This is a genomic window from Bartonella florencae (assembly GCF_000312525.1).
In the GTDB taxonomy this organism is placed as follows: Bacteria; Pseudomonadota; Alphaproteobacteria; order Rhizobiales; family Rhizobiaceae; genus Bartonella; species Bartonella florencae.
In genome coordinates this window covers 55,483-73,466 of the sequence record NZ_HE997453.1, presented here as the reverse complement: position 1 = coordinate 73,466, position 17,984 = coordinate 55,483, and the positions used below count along the sequence as shown (strand labels likewise).

General features: G+C 37.3%; 18 protein-coding genes and 1 pseudogene. 12 read left to right on the top strand and 7 right to left on the bottom strand.

The genetic code is table 11. The features are described from left to right. Positions 1 to 50 precede the first annotated feature (50 nt). From fabD to gmk, 6 genes are all read left to right on the top strand, one after another. Positions 51 to 995 carry an ACP S-malonyltransferase gene (gene fabD / locus BN202_RS05805; RefSeq protein WP_019219674.1) on the top strand — a complete coding sequence of 315 codons (945 nt, stop codon included), beginning with the start codon at positions 51 to 53 and terminating at the stop codon, positions 993 to 995. 20 nt (positions 996 to 1,015) lie between these two features. Beyond that, positions 1,016 to 1,753, top strand: a complete 738-nt coding sequence (fabG, locus tag BN202_RS05800; protein ID WP_019219673.1) for a 3-oxoacyl-[acyl-carrier-protein] reductase — start codon at positions 1,016 to 1,018, stop codon at positions 1,751 to 1,753. A gap of 268 nt (positions 1,754 to 2,021) precedes the next feature. Continuing rightward, complete coding sequence (locus BN202_RS05795) at positions 2,022 to 2,258, top strand: acyl carrier protein (protein WP_004860281.1); 237 nt, start codon at positions 2,022 to 2,024, stop codon at positions 2,256 to 2,258. A 102-nt stretch (positions 2,259 to 2,360) separates the two neighbouring features. After that, positions 2,361 to 3,623 (top strand): beta-ketoacyl-ACP synthase II, encoded by a 1,263-nt coding sequence (gene fabF / locus BN202_RS05790; RefSeq protein WP_019219672.1) that lies wholly within the window; start codon positions 2,361 to 2,363, stop codon positions 3,621 to 3,623. Positions 3,624 to 3,722: 99 nt separating this feature from the next. Then, entirely contained in the window at positions 3,723 to 4,832 is a 1,110-nt protein-coding gene (gene mltG / locus BN202_RS05785; protein WP_034987591.1) for an endolytic transglycosylase MltG, read from the top strand. A gap of 54 nt (positions 4,833 to 4,886) precedes the next feature. After that, positions 4,887 to 5,552, top strand: a complete 666-nt coding sequence (gene gmk / locus BN202_RS05780) for a guanylate kinase (protein WP_019219670.1) — start codon at positions 4,887 to 4,889, stop codon at positions 5,550 to 5,552. 31 nt (positions 5,553 to 5,583) lie between these two features. On the opposite strand, the gene rsmA is transcribed toward gmk, so the two are convergent. The 6 genes from rsmA to lptF form a co-directional block, all read right to left on the bottom strand. Then, the gene (rsmA, locus tag BN202_RS05775) at positions 5,584 to 6,414 is read right to left on the bottom strand and encodes a 16S rRNA (adenine(1518)-N(6)/adenine(1519)-N(6))-dimethyltransferase RsmA (RefSeq protein ID WP_019219669.1); all 831 of its coding nucleotides are present in this window, start codon (positions 6,412 to 6,414) and stop codon (positions 5,584 to 5,586) included. 9 nt (positions 6,415 to 6,423) lie between these two features. Continuing rightward, positions 6,424 to 7,425 (bottom strand): 4-hydroxythreonine-4-phosphate dehydrogenase PdxA, encoded by a 1,002-nt coding sequence (pdxA, locus tag BN202_RS05770; RefSeq protein ID WP_019219668.1) that lies wholly within the window; start codon positions 7,423 to 7,425, stop codon positions 6,424 to 6,426. Continuing rightward, positions 7,425 to 8,381: a peptidylprolyl isomerase gene (locus BN202_RS05765; RefSeq protein WP_019219667.1), complete on the bottom strand. Its 957-nt coding sequence runs from the start codon at positions 8,379 to 8,381 to the stop codon at positions 7,425 to 7,427. The genes pdxA and BN202_RS05765 overlap by 1 nt, the downstream gene beginning before the upstream one ends. A 110-nt stretch (positions 8,382 to 8,491) precedes the next feature. Then, positions 8,492 to 10,849 carry an LPS-assembly protein LptD gene (locus BN202_RS05760; RefSeq protein WP_019219666.1) on the bottom strand — a complete coding sequence of 786 codons (2,358 nt, stop codon included), beginning with the start codon at positions 10,847 to 10,849 and terminating at the stop codon, positions 8,492 to 8,494. After that, a complete protein-coding gene (gene lptG / locus BN202_RS05755) occupies positions 10,850 to 11,941 on the bottom strand; it encodes an LPS export ABC transporter permease LptG (protein WP_019219665.1) in 1,092 nt (363 codons plus the stop codon). After that, the gene (gene lptF, locus BN202_RS05750) at positions 11,938 to 13,128 is read right to left on the bottom strand and encodes an LPS export ABC transporter permease LptF (RefSeq protein ID WP_019219664.1); all 1,191 of its coding nucleotides are present in this window, start codon (positions 13,126 to 13,128) and stop codon (positions 11,938 to 11,940) included. The genes lptG and lptF overlap by 4 nt, the downstream gene beginning before the upstream one ends. A gap of 413 nt (positions 13,129 to 13,541) precedes the next feature. Here lptF and BN202_RS05745 point away from each other — a divergent pair, with 413 nt between their 5' ends. Together BN202_RS05745 and BN202_RS10340 are read left to right on the top strand one after the other, a co-directional pair. Next, complete coding sequence (locus BN202_RS05745) at positions 13,542 to 13,988, top strand: DNA polymerase III subunit chi (RefSeq protein ID WP_019219663.1); 447 nt, start codon at positions 13,542 to 13,544, stop codon at positions 13,986 to 13,988. Between the two features lie 166 nt (positions 13,989 to 14,154). Further along, positions 14,155 to 14,415, top strand: coding sequence for a hypothetical protein (locus tag BN202_RS10340; protein WP_083859166.1), 261 nt, complete (start codon positions 14,155 to 14,157; stop codon positions 14,413 to 14,415). Here the strand turns inward: BN202_RS10340 and BN202_RS05735 are convergent. Continuing rightward, positions 14,408 to 15,691 (bottom strand): MFS transporter, encoded by a 1,284-nt coding sequence (locus BN202_RS05735; RefSeq protein WP_019219660.1) that lies wholly within the window; start codon positions 15,689 to 15,691, stop codon positions 14,408 to 14,410. The genes BN202_RS10340 and BN202_RS05735 overlap by 8 nt on opposite strands. A 789-nt stretch (positions 15,692 to 16,480) precedes the next feature. Here BN202_RS05735 and BN202_RS10455 point away from each other — a divergent pair. The 4 genes and pseudogenes from BN202_RS10455 to BN202_RS09965 all read left to right on the top strand — a co-directional run. Then, positions 16,481 to 16,612 (top strand): hypothetical protein, encoded by a 132-nt coding sequence (locus BN202_RS10455; RefSeq protein ID WP_280109570.1) that lies wholly within the window; start codon positions 16,481 to 16,483, stop codon positions 16,610 to 16,612. Between the two features lie 338 nt (positions 16,613 to 16,950). After that, positions 16,951 to 17,190: a hypothetical protein gene (locus BN202_RS09280; RefSeq protein WP_051013508.1), complete on the top strand. Its 240-nt coding sequence runs from the start codon at positions 16,951 to 16,953 to the stop codon at positions 17,188 to 17,190. Between the two features lie 21 nt (positions 17,191 to 17,211). Further along, positions 17,212 to 17,598, top strand: a complete 387-nt coding sequence (locus BN202_RS09490) for a pertactin-like passenger domain-containing protein (RefSeq protein ID WP_083859165.1) — start codon at positions 17,212 to 17,214, stop codon at positions 17,596 to 17,598. A gap of 31 nt (positions 17,599 to 17,629) precedes the next feature. Further along, a pseudogene (locus BN202_RS09965) lies at positions 17,630 to 17,984 on the top strand (BafA family autotransporter); the annotation flags it as partial.

Sequence of the window (17,984 nt, the reverse complement as noted above, 5' to 3'; positions counted from 1 at the left end):
AATAAGATCAAAAGAAAATAATTAATTGCAAAATGTTTAGGAGTCGATGAATGACGACAGCTTTTATTTTTCCAGGGCAGGGAAGCCAGCTTGTTGGTATGGGCAAAGCGCTTACAGAGCAATTTATTGCAGCACGTATGGTTTTTGAAGAAGTTGATGATGCTTTAGGTGAGAAATTATCAAGTATCATTTTTGAAGGCCCAGCAGATGTTTTGACACTAACAGCAAATGCGCAACCGGCATTAATGGCTGTCTCTATGGCTGTTATTCGTGTCATGCAACAATTGGGGCTTGATATAGAAAAAAAAGTGAAATTTGTTGCAGGCCATTCTTTAGGTGAATATTCGGCTCTATGTGCAGCTGGTACATTTAGTCTTACGGATACAGCAAGACTTTTGCGCATTCGTGGAAATGCTATGCAAGCTGCTGTTGCTGTTGGGGAAGGTTCTATGGCAGCGCTTATTGGTTTGGAAGAGAAAGATGTAGAAGAAATTTGCCAAACGGTTTCTGGAGAAGGGTTATGCCAGATTGCTAATGATAATGGGGGAGGGCAAATTGTTATTTCAGGTGAAACAAAGGCCATTGAGACAGCCGTAGAAATTGCTTCAAAAAAAGGTGCTAAACGTGCTCTTCTTCTTCCGGTTTCTGCACCTTTTCATTCAGCTTTAATGCAGCCTGCTGCTGATGCCATGAAGAAAGCACTTTTGTCTGTTAATAAAATGGCTCCTCTTGTTCCTTTAGTTGCCAATGTTTCTGTTGCACCAGAAACTGATCCAGAGCGTATTGTTATGCTTCTTGTTCAACAAGTGACAGGGAGAGTGCGCTGGCGCGAAACAATAGAATGGATTGGTACCAATGGAGTTGATACACTGTTTGAAGTTGGTTCTGGAAAAGTGTTAACGGGTTTAACGCGCCGTATTAACAAGGATATAAAAGGGCTAACAATCGGAACTGTTGAGGAAATAGAAGCAGCACTACAGGTGCTTGGTGTTTAATCTATCAAGGAGTCTAAAAAATGTTTAAGTTAACAGGTCGTAAAGCTCTTGTAACAGGAGCATCAGGAGGAATTGGTGAGGCAATTGCACGTTGCTTTCATGCGCGGGGAGCAATTGTTGGGCTCCATGGAACGCGTGAAGACAAGCTGAAAGAAGTAGCCACAGATTTAGGGCAGGATGTTTTTGTCTTTCCTGCTAATCTTTCTGAGCGCGGATCTATTAAACAATTGGCTGAAACAGCAGAAAAAGAAATGGGTGGTGTTGATATCTTAGTTAACAATGCAGGAATCACTCGAGATGGTCTTTTTGTACGTATGCAAGAGAAAGACTGGGATGATGTTTTAGCAATCAATCTCACAGCAGCAGCTGCTTTGACGCGTGAATTAACACATTCTATGATGCGGCGTCGTTATGGAAGAATTATTAATATAACATCTGTCGTGGGTGTTGTTGGAAATCCTGGTCAAACAAATTATTGTGCCACAAAAGCTGGCTTAATAGGCTTTTCTAAAGCATTAGCGCAAGAAATTGCCTCACGAAACATCACTGTTAATTGTATTGCTCCAGGATTTATTCAGTCTGCCATGACCGACAAACTTAATGAGAAACAAAAAGAAACCATTATGGCAGCGATTCCAATGAAGCGCATGGGGAATGGAGAAGAAATAGCTTGTGCTGCTGTTTATTTAGCGAGTGATGAAGCAGCATATGTGACCGGTCAAACACTACATGTTAATGGCGGGATGGCAATGATCTGAGTATTTGCTTTATTGCACATTGATTTATAAGTCATATTATTTTAGATAATAACGAATGAAATGGGCAGATACGTCCATTTCTCTAAAAATTGTAGGTTAATCAATTTATATCGGAATGTCAGACTATCAGATTGTTTCATTTTGTAGGGAATATCCACAGGATGTTTTAAATTACTGCTAAAACTTTTAGAGCAATGCATCTATTGCTTGATTAGATGAGCCGATATAGCTAACCAGATTATAGGAAAATAAATTTGAGGATTTCAACATGAGTGATACAGTAGAGCGCGTTAAGAAAATTATCGTGGAGCATCTTGGAGTTAATGCAGATAAAGTCGTGGAAAATGCGAGCTTTATCGATGATCTAGGAGCAGATAGCCTTGATACGGTTGAGCTTGTTATGGCTTTTGAAGAAGAATTCGGTGTAGAAATCCCAGATGAGGCCGCTGAAACGATTTTTACAGTAGGTGATGCTGTAAAGTTTATTGATAAAGCTTCTGCATGAAATTGAAAGGCAAAAGCATAAAATGCTTTTGCTTTTGTTTTTGGGGGACTATTTAAAGAAGAGAACTTTGAGAGATAAATCTCAATCCAAGGTTTAAAAGTTATGAGACGTGTTGTTGTTACTGGTTTAGGGTTGGTGTCTCCGTTAGCTGGTGATGTTAAATGTAGTTGGAGGCGCCTTCTTGAGGGGAAAAGTGGAGTTCGACGCATTACTGAATTTGATGTGTCCGATTTGCCGTGCCAGATTGCTGCTCGTATTCCATTAGGAGATGGAACAGATGGTACATATAATGCTGATTTGTATATGGATCCCAAAGAACAGCGTAAGGTTGATGCGTTTATTGTTTACGCAATGGCTGCTGCTGGTCAGGCACTTGCGGATGCAGAGTGGTTTCCCAAGAATGATGAAGATCAGATTTGCACGGGTGTCTTGATTGGTTCGGGGATTGGTGGCATTGAAGGTATTGTTGAGGCTGGTTATACGCTTCGTGATAAAGGTCCACGGCGTGTTTCTCCTTTTTTTATTCCAGGACGTTTAATTAATCTTGCTTCTGGCCATGTGTCTATTAAATATGGTTTGCGTGGTCCTAATCATTCGGTTGTAACGGCTTGTTCGACAGGTGCGCATGCCATTGGTGATGCAGCACGTTTGATTGCGTTTGGCGATGCAGATGTTATGGTGGCAGGGGGAACTGAGTCTCCAATAAACCGAATATCTCTTGCTGGTTTTTCTGCTTGTAGGGCACTTTCTACTTGTCGTAATGATGATCCTGAGCGTGCGTCACGTCCTTATGATGCTGATCGTGATGGTTTTGTAATGGGAGAGGGCGCAGCGGTTGTCATTTTAGAAGAGCTTGAACATGCAAAAAGACGCGGTGCTCGCATTTATGCTGAGATTATTGGTTATGGTTTATCTGGAGATGCTTACCACATTACTGCGCCTTCAGAGAGTGGCGAGGGTGCACAGCGTAGTATGATGGCTGCTCTTAAACGTGCTCAAGTGAATGTAAGTGAACTTGATTATATTAATGCCCACGGAACTTCAACGATGGCAGATGTCATAGAGTTGCGAGCTGTTGAGCGCGTTTTAGGGCATTATGCGCCACAAGTATCCATGTCATCAACAAAGTCTTCTGTGGGGCATTTACTTGGTGCAGCTGGTGCGGCTGAGGCTATTTTTTGTGTTTTAGCTATACGTGATAATATTGCTCCCGCAACACTTAACCTTGATAATCCATCCATTGAAACAAAAATTGATCTTGTTCCGCATAAACCGCGTGAACGGAAAATTGATACGATTCTTTCCAATTCCTTCGGCTTTGGTGGGACGAATGCATCTTTAGTAATGCGGCGCTTTGCGGAATAAGAAATTATTTGTTTTTTCTATGTTTTCTACTTTATTATAGAATTATAAAAATTTAAGCGAGAAAATTATAATACTTAAAACTTGTTGAGGATGAGAGTTGTGTCCGATGTGAAAAATGGAAGACCACTAAAGGACGTAAAAGATGCTTCTTCGGATCATAGAGTAGATAATAACGCTATGTTAGCATATAAGAAACCAAAGAAATCATTTATCGTACGTAATCCATTGGTTATTCTCGGCCATTTTTTTCTGATGCTGATTGTAGTTATTATTTTAGCCATAAGCATTCCTCTTTATGTTGGTAAAACTATTTTTGAAGCAAAGGGGGGAGCTGAAGAGGAGCAAGTTGTTCTTATCTATCCTAAAACAGGAATTCGTGAAATTGCTTCACTCCTTGAAAAACGTGGTCTCATTCGATCATCTGACGTTTTTGTTTATGGAGTTGGTTATCACCAAAAAACAACACATCTCAAAGCTGGTGAATATTTAATCCCAGCACATGCTTCGATGCGCGATATTATGGATATCCTCGTGAAAGGTAAATCTATTGAATATACATTTACGGTACCAGAAGGTTTAACGGTTCAACAAGTTTTTGATCGATTAGCTGCGAATGAAATTTTAATTGGGGATCTTCCAAAAGTTTTGCCTCCAGAAGGCAGTTTGATGACGGATACTGTTCGTTTTATTCGGGGAACAACGCGTCAAGAAGTTATAAACAGATTGCGTGAAGGACAGACGAAATTAATTCATGCTATATGGGCGACACGTTCACCTGATTTACCAATAAAATCCATTGATGAATTTGTCATATTGGCATCAATTGTTGAAAAAGAGACAGGGATTGCAACTGAAAGGCCTAAAGTTGCTGCAGTTTTTTATAACCGTCTTGCAAAACATATGCGGCTTCAATCTGACCCAACAGTTATTTATGGTCTTTTTGGTGGAAAAGGAATACCATCTGGTCGTGCAATTTACCGTTCAGATCTTGAGAAAGAAACACCATATAATACTTATAAAATTAATGGTTTACCACCAACAGCTATTGCGAATCCAGGCAGAGATTCTCTGAAAGCGGTTGCGCATCCACCAATCAGTGATGTGCTCTATTTTGTCGCTGATGGTTCGGGAGGGCATGTTTTTTCTAGAACGTTAGAGGAACATAATATGAATGTTCGCAAATGGCGGGTGTTTAAAGCAGCACATTGATTTTTGGGTTATAGAAACCCACTATTGAATTTTTGAGAAAAGTAGAACAGTATGATGACATTCTTTGGGGATGAATCCCGTGCTAGAAAAGGAACCCAACGTCGCGGTTTTTTATTTATCCTCTCTTCTCCTTCAGGAGCTGGTAAATCAACTCTTTCTCGATTGCTTTTAAAAGATATACAATTAGAACTCTCTGTAAGTATGACAACACGGAAAAGACGTCCTAGTGAAGTAGATGGTCTTCATTATCATTTTATTTCAAAGAAAGAGTTTGAATGCAAGCGTGATGGAGAGGAGTTTATTGAATGGGCAGAAGTTCATGGAAATTATTATGGAACTTTACGCAAAAGCGTTGAAAATGTGTTAAAAACTGGCCGAGATATGTTATTCGATATTGATTATCAAGGTACCGAGCAGCTGCAAAAAAAGATGCCGGATGATACTGTGTCTGTTTTTATTCTTCCACCATCAATGAAAGAGCTCATCTCGCGTTTACATCGTCGAGCAGAAGACAGCCAAGATATCATCAATTTACGGTTGAAAAATGCACGAACGGAAATGCAGCATTGGCGTTCTTACGATTATGTTGTTATTAATGAGGATTTAAATCAGTCCTTATCCCTTATTAAATCGATTTATTTAGCCGAAACAATGAAACGCGAGAGATGTGCTTTTCTTGAAACTTTTATTGATGGACTTATTGCTGAAGAGATTGATTAATATCTTTATTGTTTTAAAAAATTTATACTTTTTAGGTTATCAAATTCGCTAAAGTTACAAATTCAGAAATTGAAAGTGTTTCAGCACGACGTACTCCATCGATACCAGCTTTTTCCAAAAGTATTTCACCTCCAAGAGTTTTAAAATTTTGACGAAGCATTTTTCGTCTTTGTCCAAAAGCAGTTTTTGTTACAAAGCTTAGCTTCTGTGCGGAACAGTTAAGAGGTTGTATTCGCGGAATGATATGAACAACAGAAGAAGTTATTTTGGGTGCTGGTGTGAAAGCTTGAGGAGGAACATCAAAAGCAATTTTAGCAATAGTACGCCATCCCGTTAAGACACTAAGACGCCCATAGTGGGGAGATTGAGGTTTTGCTGTAATACGTTTGGCAACTTCACGCTGAAACATTAAAGTCATTGATTCATAAAAAGGAGGCCATGGTTCCACCAACAGCCAGTTTAATAAGAGTTGTGTTCCAATGTTATAGGGAAGATTTGCAATAATGCGTGGTTTTTCTAGAGATGGTTCAAAGAGTTTCGCAAAATCTTGCTTTAATGCATCATTACAAATAACTTTTAGTTTTTGTGGGTAGTGCTTTTCTATTTCTAAGAGAGCCGGTATACATCGCTCATCACGCTCTATCGCTGTTACCACGGCACCTTTTGCAAGCAAAGCACGCGTTAAACCTCCAGGTCCAGGTCCCACTTCAATAACAGGTTTTCCTTCTAGATTTCCTGCCTGATGAGCAATTTTGGATGTTAAATTAAGATCGAAAAGAAAATTTTGTCCCAAGGATTTATGAGCTTGCAATCCATATCTATCAATGACCTCACGCAGAGGAGGTAAATTATCTATTGCCATATTATCAAACTATTTTCTATTTTCTGCAAGTTGATTTGCCAGTTTAAGAGCAGCAATAAAGCTTTCTGGAGAGGCTATTCCTTTATCAGCAATATCAAAAGCAGTTCCATGATCTGGAGAAGTACGAATAAAAGGTAATCCTAATGTGACATTAACAGTAGTATCAAAGTCCAATGTCTTAACAGGAATAAGGGCTTGATCATGATACATGCAGAGGGCAACATCATATGTTTTTCGTGCGCATTCATGGAACATTGTATCGGCAGGTAATGGACCAACAATATTAAGTCCTTTTTTTTTGAGATATTCAATAGCGGGAATAATAATTTCAATATCTTCTTTTCCCATTGCTCCCTCTTCTCCAGCATGAGGATTTAGTCCTGCAACGGCGAGACGGGGTGACGTTATTTTAAATCGTGTTCTTAAGTCATATTCAGTAATAAGTGCCGTTTGAATGATTAAGTGACGGGTGAGTTGTGAAGGAACTTCTTTGAATGGAATATGAACAGTAATCGGTACTGTTTTTAGCCGAGGTCCAGACAACATCATAACCGGATGATAATATTTATTAGCGGAGTGATGCGCTAAATTGGCTAAAAACTCTGTATGACCTAGAAATTCAAATCCAGCATCGTAAAGATTTTTTTTTGCAATAGGACAAGTAACCAGTGCAGAGGCATGTCCACTTTCAATCAATTGGACACCACGTTTAATTGATTCAATTATTCCAGCCGCATTATTGGGAGAAGGTAAACCGCGTTGATCGCTTTGTCGATTTTTTAATGGTATTACAGGAAGAGCAGCTTGAAAGTTTTTTACCGGATTATTTATTAAGACAGATTCTATCTCAACATTGATTTGTAAAAAACGAGCTCGCGAACGAATAACATCTGGATCAGCGAGCAGAACAAAAGGCGGAATTTGACGTGTAACACGCAAATTCCACGCTTTTAATGCTATTTCAGGTCCAATTCCAGCCGGATCACCACCACTAACAACAAGTGCAGCCATTATGAGTTTTTAATACGCGCTACTCGACGCAATTCTTCTAAATATTTTTCACTTAATTTTTCGAGTTTCTGCGTGCTGCTTTGTTTATTATCTTGGATGGAAAATATCAATCGAGCTACATAATCATCAGAAACTCTCTTTATTTTGCAGACAGCAAGCGCCTCAATCCCATCAGATGTTTCCTGAAATTGAGTCATTCTTCCAGCAGGAGTTGCAAGGATAGCCTGTTCCCAAGCACTAGGGAGCTGAGGTTCGAGAAATTTTCCCAAGTTTCGGATAGTAACATCTAAAATACCCCTAGCTTGATTGTGAGCATTTGCACATCCACGGAAATGCGCGCGGAAGTTGTTAGCTTCTCTCTGGCGTCTTTCAAAGATTTCTGAATGACGATGCGCAGGAATAACAAAAACAATTCGCTGTAATGTATATTCATTGGTTGAAGGCTTTACTCCACCATTCTTCAATATTCTGCGAACAGCTTCTTGTTCACTAATCATACCCGTTTCAGCTTGATAGCGTGCATTAACAAGACGTCCCCATCCTATTTGTCCACGGATATAATCCTTAAAGTGTTGCACTGTGATATCATTTTGAATCAAAATTTGATTGAGTTGATCGATAGCCATATTATTTTGCATTGCAAAATTTTCAAAAGCTTTATCAACTTCATCATTTTTTACCTCAATATTTCGGCGTTTAATTTCAATATTTTTGAGGGTTTCATTGATAAGTTCATTTTTAGCTTGCAAGGAAAGATTACCTTGTTTTTGTTGTAATCTAAGAAAAGCTGCACGTCTTTGAATATCGTAATTGGTGATAGGATTACCATTGACGGTAACAACAATGCTCGTTTGTGCGAAGACTGGTGAGATTAAAAATTCACTTACCAAGAGGTTGCTCACACTCAAAGGTGCAATACAAAACAAAGCAACAATACGCTTTTTCAATTTATTCATGTAGGTAGGCCTTCACATTGTTTATTAATTTCCATCAACCTTTTAAAATATACGTTTTTTTCATAAAAACAATGGTAAGTCAAATTGCCTATACATTCTCTTTACAAACTTTAGTTTATCTTCTTTCCAATGTCTGCAATCGTGCGCAATGAAAGAGAGAAATTAAAGTTTTGTAGAGGTGTTTTTTTGCTTGGATCAGTTATTTGCTGATAACCAAATGTGAGTCCAAAACATTCATCTGTATAGTTTAAACTGATTCCTCGTTTTATGAATGTACCAGATACTAAATCATAACCGGCATTGCTCTTAACAGACCAATAGTTAGCTAGTTTAATGCCCGTTTGAAAAGAAACTTCTTGGCGCTCTTGTGGATACTCATAATCTGGTTGACTTGCGATATAAGCATATTGCACGGCTCCCCAAAAATTTTTCCATTTCTGTGCTACTTCAATTTCGCTGCGGCGGATTTTTCCTGTTTTTTTATCAAAACGTCCACGCGTTTCTAAGGAAAAGCCGTTTTTATTATTTGCACCAAACATTGCCACATAGTCTGAACGTGTTGCCTCTAAGCTGGAGTGAATACCTACATTAACCAAATCCTTTTCTGCAAAGGAATTTTTTCCTGCAAGATGAAAAGATTGACCAACAAGGCCATAAAAAGACCAATTATTGTTGAAATTTCCAGAATATCTTAAGCCTATATTGGCTCTTGTTCCACCTTCTACACGATCATAACCAGAGAATTTATCACGTTGAAAGAGAGTCGTTGCGTCAAATATAAAGCTTTGCGCATCTTCATTAGGGATTTGTCCTATATAGCGTTCATTATTGCGTATAAAAATTTGTGCGGTTGGCTCTATGATATGTGTAGAGTTTTCCAACGTAATGAGAAAGGGATAGCGTAATTCTAAGCCAGCAGTTGCCATGCCACGAACTGTTGAACTACGAAGAGTCGATGAGAAGCCATTTGTGCTATGATCAGTATTGTTTTCGTGTATATTTGTTGAAATGATATCAGCACGTAAAGAAAGGAGAGGAGTTAGTATCAGCCCACCGCGCATGGAGAGACGTCTTTTCCATTCTAGCTCATTTGTTAAACGGAAACTATTTCCTGCAATACCAGAAATCCTAACACTGTTGAGGGGGGCCCCATTCCAGTCAGTAGAGCTAAAATCAGCATGACGACGGTAAATTGATTGCATATTGCTATGAAAAGTGAGCTCTCCATGATAAATTGGCTCATTTGGTGTAAAAAAGTAATCAATGCGGGGAAGAACCCATGCTTGCCGAGAATGACGTTCATGGGAATCATTCAATATTAAATCTTGAACTTTGAAATGGTAAAAACGCATATCGAAGTAGTTTTTCCCAGCCAGTCCATTCAAATAAAGCTGAGAAAGTTGCGTAGGATTATTATAGTTTTCAAGTTTATAAGCACGACTAAAATGTCGATCAGACTGTGAAAAAATATCCCATCCATAAGTCCAGTGTGAATTAATACGAAAATCCCCTTTTGTTGCGAGCATATAACGATTTTTATGCTGTGCATCAATTGTATCATTGTTAAAGTTTTGCGGTTTCATTTGATAGATATGCGCAAAGTGAATGTTATAATTGCCTGTTTTAAAACGTTGGCGCCATTCAGCTTCGGTTAAAAGCCCTTGTTGAGTATAGAGGGTCGAAGAAAGTGTAACATCATAGTGAGGTGCGAGATTCCAAAAGTAAGAATTTTTTACACCCATACCAAGATAATCGGCATAAAAAAGACGAGGAGCAAGGAAACCGCTTGCACGTTTCACCGTTGGATCATTAAGTTCAAAAGTTGGCAAGTGTAAAATCGGCATACCAAAAATTTCAAAAGAACTATTTTCAAATCGAATTTTTTTGGTAACGTTATTCCATATAATCTTTCTTGCTTTAATTTTCCATACAACTTCCCTATCTGGTTTATAAGAGCAAGGTTCGCAGGCTGTGTAAGTGGCATTATCAAAAACTGTTATCTGGCTGTTGGTGCGTGTGGCATTTGCTGCTGCAAAATGGACGTTGTTAGCGGTATCAATGCGTAAAGCCTTTACGAATCCTTCACCAAAATCTTTCGTCATATCAATTTGGTTAGAATAAATTCTGTTCCCATCTTTTTGAATAATTTCAACATTTCCTTGCGCTATGATTCGTCCTGTTTTTTGATTGTAAATGACTTTTTGAGCGACAACCTTGTTGCCATCATATTCGATTTGGACATTACCTTGTGCAGAAACAGTGTTTTCATCACGGTTGTAGATGAGTTCATCTGCAGAGAGTGTGAGAGGACTTACCGGATTTTTGATGTGACTTTGAGCAAAAAGAGGAGAGCTTTTGGCATTTACAGAAACAGAACAAGATATGCCTAAGAGACAGCCCATAATACTTTTCAAGGTAAGGGTACTTAATTTTGTCAAAACCACTTTTTTACTTATTAATGCTTTCACTTAGCCATCCTCTTTATGCAGTAAAAAAGAGATTCCCAAAAATAATGCAATAACCACTGGTGTCCAAGCTGCAATAATTGGTGGAATATGTCCAGCGTTACCAAAAGCCTGAACAAGTACAGAAATAACATAAAGCGCGAATCCAGCAAGTACACCACCAAGAATTAATGTTCCAGATTGTCCAAAGCGTGTGAAGTTCAAAGAAACAGTTGCTGCAATCAGAGTCATTGCCACAAGCAATGCAGGTAATGCAATCAAAGATTGTAAATACATATCAAAATTATTTGCAGAATAGCCAAATGAACGCGCAATCATAATTTTTTTGGGTAATTGGTAAAATGGGATAGTTGCTGGATTCGCTAAACGTTCAGTTAAAAATTCAGGCTTTAGATTAGTTTTTATTTGAAATGTCGTAAATTTTTCAGGAGAATGACCTATTTTGTAGATAGTTCCATCTGTTAACAACCAAGAACCATTTGTCAATGTTGCTTTTTTTGTATTAATCCAATTTTTAACTGTTGCATTATCGTTGTATTGTACAAAGGTTGCATTGATAAGAGAAGTTCCTTGATCAGTGATAGATTTAGCTCCAATGGTTGTTCTACCTGAAAGGGTGCGTTGTGTTAACCATGGGATACGTGTGTTATGAAGAGATGTTAGTACATTGTTACTACGCCACTCAGTCATCATTTTTTCTGCTTGAGAGAATCCCCATGCGGCAAGAGGATTAATCAAAAAAATAGAAAATAATCCCAAAAGAAAAGCGCCAAAACAGGCAGGTGTGAGAAATTGCCATGCAGAAACACCAATGGAGCGAGTTACAACAAGTTCAAGTTTTCGATTAAGCGAGATGAGCATGACCATTGCAGAAAAGAGTGCAATAAAGGGAATAAGTTGTTGCATTATAAAAGGGATGCGTAAAACGGAGATAAAAAAAGCATCTCTTGCTGTATAATGGGGAAGGTAGGATAGCCGAGCAGAGTTTTCTGTAAAATCAATCAAAAAAGCAAGAATAAAAATCCCCCCCAAAAAATAACAGGTTATTTTAAGATAACGTATAAAGAAATATTGTCCAAGTGTCCAGCCGATCATGATACCTCATCTGAGGGATATTGAGATTTTCGAGAGACAAATTTTCTTCTCACTTTTTGAAAAATGATTTGAAGTGTCTCGTTAAGTTTCGTAGGGATACCAATTGTATGATTTGTTAAGAGCATGAAAAAAACCAGAGCACTCATTCCTATGGGGGTCATATAAAGAAGTGGAACATATGCAAGGTCGCTTTTTGCTTTTTCAGCAAAAAAGTATCCCATCCAATAGACAAGCAAAGAAAATGCAATAGCAGAGAAGTTTGCAGAATGATGTGCTTGTCGATATGAGCGTGTATTTCCTGCCGCTGCTAATGCAATGAGTGAAAAAACAACAGGATAAAGCCATTCTGTAAGCCTGCGGTGAAATTCAGCTTTATATTCTAGTGGTTTTCGTTGATAGTAGGGGTCTTGAGTGTCAGGGCTTAATAAATAAGAAAGGGAGCGATCTTTTGGATAAAGTGTAGGTTTTTTATCGTTGGGAATGAATTCACTCAAGCTAAAGGTGTATGAGCTGAATTGAACAATTGAAACGCTGTCATTTTGATGATTGATTCTTTCTATTTCACCGTTATTAAGGACAAGAAAACTTCCACTTTTATTGCTCACAATTGATGCGCTTGTTGCATAATAAAAAAGATCATTTTTAGGATCGCGTTGATCGGCAATGAAGAGACGCTCAAGCATCCCATTTGGATTGCGTTCACCAATTTCTATATAAAGATTATTGGTGAGTTTTTGGAAGCTACCTTCACTAATAAAAAGATTAATAAGATCAACATGAGCACTTGCTAACATTTTTCGCATATTAAGGCGTGCTTGTGGAACAACAAAATTGGCTATAAAAAAGGAGAGGCATGATGCAATAATAGCGAGAAGAAGAATAGGTTTCCACACAGTGCTTTTAGGAAAACCAGAGGCGCTGATGATGGCAAGCTCTGAGTCTTGATTCATTGCTGAAAGGGTATTTGTAATTGCAATTACTAATGCAAATGGAATGACAAGAAAAATAACAGAAGGGACCAATGAGAATGAAAACTGCAAGACTGTTAGGAGCGTTTGTCTACTTGTTGTAAGAAAGTTTATTCGTGCAAGAATTTGTACTGTCCAACTTATACTAATTGCTGCAATCATAACAGCACCAAACAGGATAAGAACACGTTTCAGGATGTAAAACTCAATAATACGCATAAATTGGATAACATCCTCATATCTTATCTAAAGAGCAGGGATTCTACACTGCCTTAGATGAAAAATATAACAAAAACTTAAAATATTTTATATCTTTTGCACATTTATTACCAAATAATAGGGTGTAGAATTGTAAAATAATTTCAACCCATTGTGCTATACAATATATTTTATTTTTGAATGAAAAATTATCGAGAAGCGAGAAACTGAACTCGAATAAACCTTTTTATGAACTTAGGAAATATAATTTGTCTTTTTTCTCTCTTTAAGACAGATGAAAAAAAAGGTAATACGCATTATGAGAATAAAGAGAAAATGTTATGTTTGTAACCAGCTCCTTTTATGATGGAGATGGTAACAGCTTCTCCTCAAATATGCTGATTTTTTTATAAAGAACGACGAGGGCTAAGAGGGTGGACATTTTATTTTATCATTTAACGCAATCAAAGCTAGGAGATATTTTGCCAAGGCTTGTGGAGCGTGCACTAGTTCGCTTTTCTAAGGTTACAATACAATGTGTGAGTGAAGAACAACGTGATGCTATAGATATGCGTTTATGGGTCTATTCTGATGAAGCATTTATTGGGCATGGAACTCAGTGTGATCAATATCCAAATTTACAGCCTGTCTTTCTTACCACAGGGCAGGAAAATCCGAATGATTCAAAGATACGCTTTCTTATAGAGGGAGCGGTTTGCTCAGATATTGAGGCTTATCAGCGGCTTGTCGTGATATTTGATGGACAAAACGATGACCAGTTGAATTTTGCTCGGGTGCAGTGGAAAAAATATAAAATGGAAAATCATCATTTAACTTATTGGCAGCAGACGGAAGATCGCTGTTGGGAAAAGCAGGTTTAATGCGTGTTGCATCTGTTATTTTGATTTTTATAGGATTGATAGGAATAATGAATCCGACACTCTTTATTGCGGAAATATCAGGAAGAGGCCGTTGGTTATTGTAATTTTTCTTTGGGGAACAATAAAAATATAGCCTACAATCAAAAAAATAAATGGTAGTGATGGAATGATTATTGATCGAATTTTGCTTGTTTTATGGGCTGTGACGTTAGCTTTTTTTTGCGTTTCATGGTTGGGTACAACGCACATTTTATCGCAAATATTTACTGCTACTTATATAAGCAATGTCGCGGATATTTTATTCTTTTTTTTGAGTGCATTATTTGCGAGCATATTATGGTGGTGTCTTCCTCAACCACTGCCTTTAAAAATAAGATTGGCAGCATTTCTGCTACCAATTTTATTTTTCTTATTGTTTTCTAGCTAGATATCTCATCATCTTTAAATCCGACGAAGCAAAGCAATGAGATGAAAGAGGCAAGAAGTAAATAATAACCAATATAAGAAGTATTGAAATTTTGTACCAAGTATTCTGCAATATAAGGAGCAAGAGATCCTCCAACGATACCAGACAAATTGAAGGTTACAGAAGCACCTGTATACCGAACTTCTGTTGGATATGGTGAAGCCAAAACAGCACCAAGAGGACTATAGATCATTCCCATGAGCGATAGACCAATGATAGACATTGCAAGAATTCCTATAACTCCAGAATTTAAAAAATAAGGAATTGCGAAAGAATAAAGACCGGTAATTATCGTGATCAAAATCATCAAAGTTCTACGCTTAATACGATCGGCAAGTTTTCCGGTTATAACAGTAAAAATTCCGCAGAAAATAGCACCAATCACTTCTACTTGCAAAGCCTGATGATATGGCAGTTTCAGGTGATTTGTTGAATAGCTTAATAAATATGCGGTGACCAAGTAAAATAAAACAAATGTCGCCATACCAGAGAATATTCCAAGAAATAGAACTCTTGGATATTTGAAAAAGACATCAATGATAGGAACTTTGACACGTTCTTTACTTTCGAGGGTTTTCTTGAATTGAACGGTTTCATTGATTGAAAGGCGAATCCACAAGCCTATAATCATAAAAATGATTGAGGCAATAAAAGGAATGCGCCATCCCCATGCTAAAAGTTCATCATGATCAAGAAAGTGCAATAAACCTAAGTAAACTATAATAGATAAGAATAAACCGATTGGAACGCCCAATTGAGGGAACATTGCATACCATCCGCGTTTTTCTGGAGGAGCGTTTTCTGTTGCAAGCAACACGGCTCCCCCCCATTCACCTCCTAAACCCATTCCTTGTCCAATACGACACAGGGTTAAGAAAAAGGGTGCCCACCATCCAGCTGTTTCATAAGTAGGAAGGAAACCAATAATGACTGTTGAAAGTCCCATTGTGAGAAGAGAGGCAATAAGCGTTACTTTTCGTCCAATTTTATCTCCAAAATGTCCAAAAACAATCGATCCAAAAGGACGTGCAAAAAAAGCTGCTCCAAAGACTAGGAAAGATTGCAAAATAGCCAGTTGATCATTTTGTGTTGGAAAGAATACATGAGGGAATATAAGGGCTGCAGCAGTTGCAAAAACATAAAAATCAAAGAATTCAATTGTTGGACCAATAAGACTTGCAAATAAAATTCGGCGAGGAGAATTTTTTTTGCTTTTTATTTCTGAGCTTATAGACATGAATAGAATGTCCCTTTCAGTATGCGAACAAATCAAATTACAAAATTGAACTGCTATAATTATAAAAATTTTAGATCTGTGTCGAGTCGGTTATTATTATGCTCTTCATAATAAACAATGGTTATAGTATGAAAAGCATGTTCTGAGTTTCTATATGGAGGCATATTTTTTACTCTATTTAGAAATCAATCTAATTTTTGGGATTAATGTTTAATATCTTAAAAATATTTAAAAAATTTTTTATACGTGCAATAAAAACACTTTTTAGGCGTATTAAGAGAATGTTTTCATCTTTTGTTGTGTATGAATTTTAAAATACACACTGCAGTTTTTGATGAGTTAGAGCTTCATGTGTTGGGTGATTCTTAATATGTCATTATACACTTTATTTCATTATGCAATTTTTTTGAAATTGTGGAATGAGAATGCAACGTAAATTAAGTTTAAGTTTTGGGACATGAATGACCATTGGTTTTCTTATAGAGAATCTTAATGCAGATGGTCTCGCTGTGTCAGAAAAAACTTCATTAATATCCGAAGACATAAATGAAAATTTAGAAAAAACGGGAAATATTATCAAAAGTGAAAGGGGAGAATTCAAAAAGCATACCGAATAAACACAGAGATAAGTTATATGAAGAAGAGTGAAGGAGAAGAGAAGCCTTTTTCTTTAAGGTACTAACAGATTCAATAATCAGTGGTGGTACTGCCATTTATATTACCAATCATGATTCTGAAGCTTTTGGTAAAAAAGTAAAAAGCTTCAATTATAAGGATGGAGGATATTCCATGCATAATACAGTTCAGGATGGTGGGAGGCTCTGTATGGATGAAGCAAGTGTTAGGAGGGATACCACAATTGAGAGTGGTGGTGTTGAGTTTTTTGAAAATCTGAGCAATTCAGGATATGCCATTATTTAAAAAGGTGGAAAGCAAATTGTTAAAAGTGGTGCAAATGCATAAGGGGCTAAAATCTACGGTGGTAAGTAGGTTATTGTTGGTAAGGGGATTCTTGAAGGAAAACTTAGGGAAAGCAGCGTTTATTATACTGAGATTTATAGTGAAAATAGTATATCAGGACAACAGAATATATGATGAGGGATAGTTTTTGATACAAAGATTATGAAAGGAGGGCTACAGAATCTTTATGGCACAAAGAGTTTTAGGTATGAGGTTTTGAAGGTATTGATACAGAAGATCAGGAGGCCGCCTTAGACGGCGGTATTTTTACAGTTTCTACCGAAATTTTAAAGGATGGTATGCAGAACAGCTTTGCAGAAGGAAATGCAAGTGAGATTATGCTCTATGATAGAGCTCCTCAGCAAGCATATAACAATGCATATGTGAATACTCTAACAGCTAATCATCAAGCAAAATCATGGGTATATTTGGATGCAATAATCTATAAAGATACAATTGTTAATGATTTTGGACGGATTTATCTTTATGCTGGTGCTGAACAATGTCGTACGGAAGTAGAAAAAGTTATTTTAAGTTAAAAAGATACGAGCTTATACTCTATTGCTTCTAAAATTGATGGTAATAGCTCTTTAATTGAGGATTTAAGTGGAATTGGCAGTGTTATTTTTACTTCTAGCCTGTTTGATCCACATTATTCTCGACTTGAGATTAATAATCTTTCAGGTCATTTACATTTTAGGTTTCATAAAAGTTTTGTAGAACAATGTGGTGATTATCTCCTTATAAAGAAGGGTATGGGCCAACATAAAATAAGCGTTATTGATTCTGGTATTAAAATTACCAATTCTCCTTTACTCAATCAGGATTTATTTTTTCAGCTTGATTTAATCCATGATCAAAGTGGAAAAGCGCATTTTACTCTAGCAGATTTTCTGGTGAAGAGATTGTTGCTGTTGATAATGCAGTTACATATACACTCTAAGTAATAAAAATCATCACGAAGGGAAAATTTGGTCTTTGATTGCGGTTTATATTGATAATGTAGCACGTAAAAGCATATCTTCTCGATATTTAAACCAAAATCAATTTGTTTTTATTCCCTCAGCTGTTTTATCTTCGAAAGATCAATCCTTACATTCCGTAGACCATCCTTCTGATGAAAAACAGCAGGCTGTAGTTTTAGCAGATGCTTCATTGACAGTGGATCAGATGGTTTTACGCCCAAGCAATCAGCATCAAACTTCTCCACAATCACGTAAGGAAATATCAAAGCCTCGTTTTTTAACCACTCCTTCTACGGATGCAGTGTTGTCCATGTTTGTGGCTCCAGGGCTTATTTTTCACAATGAGTTGCAAGCTATACGTGCGGGGA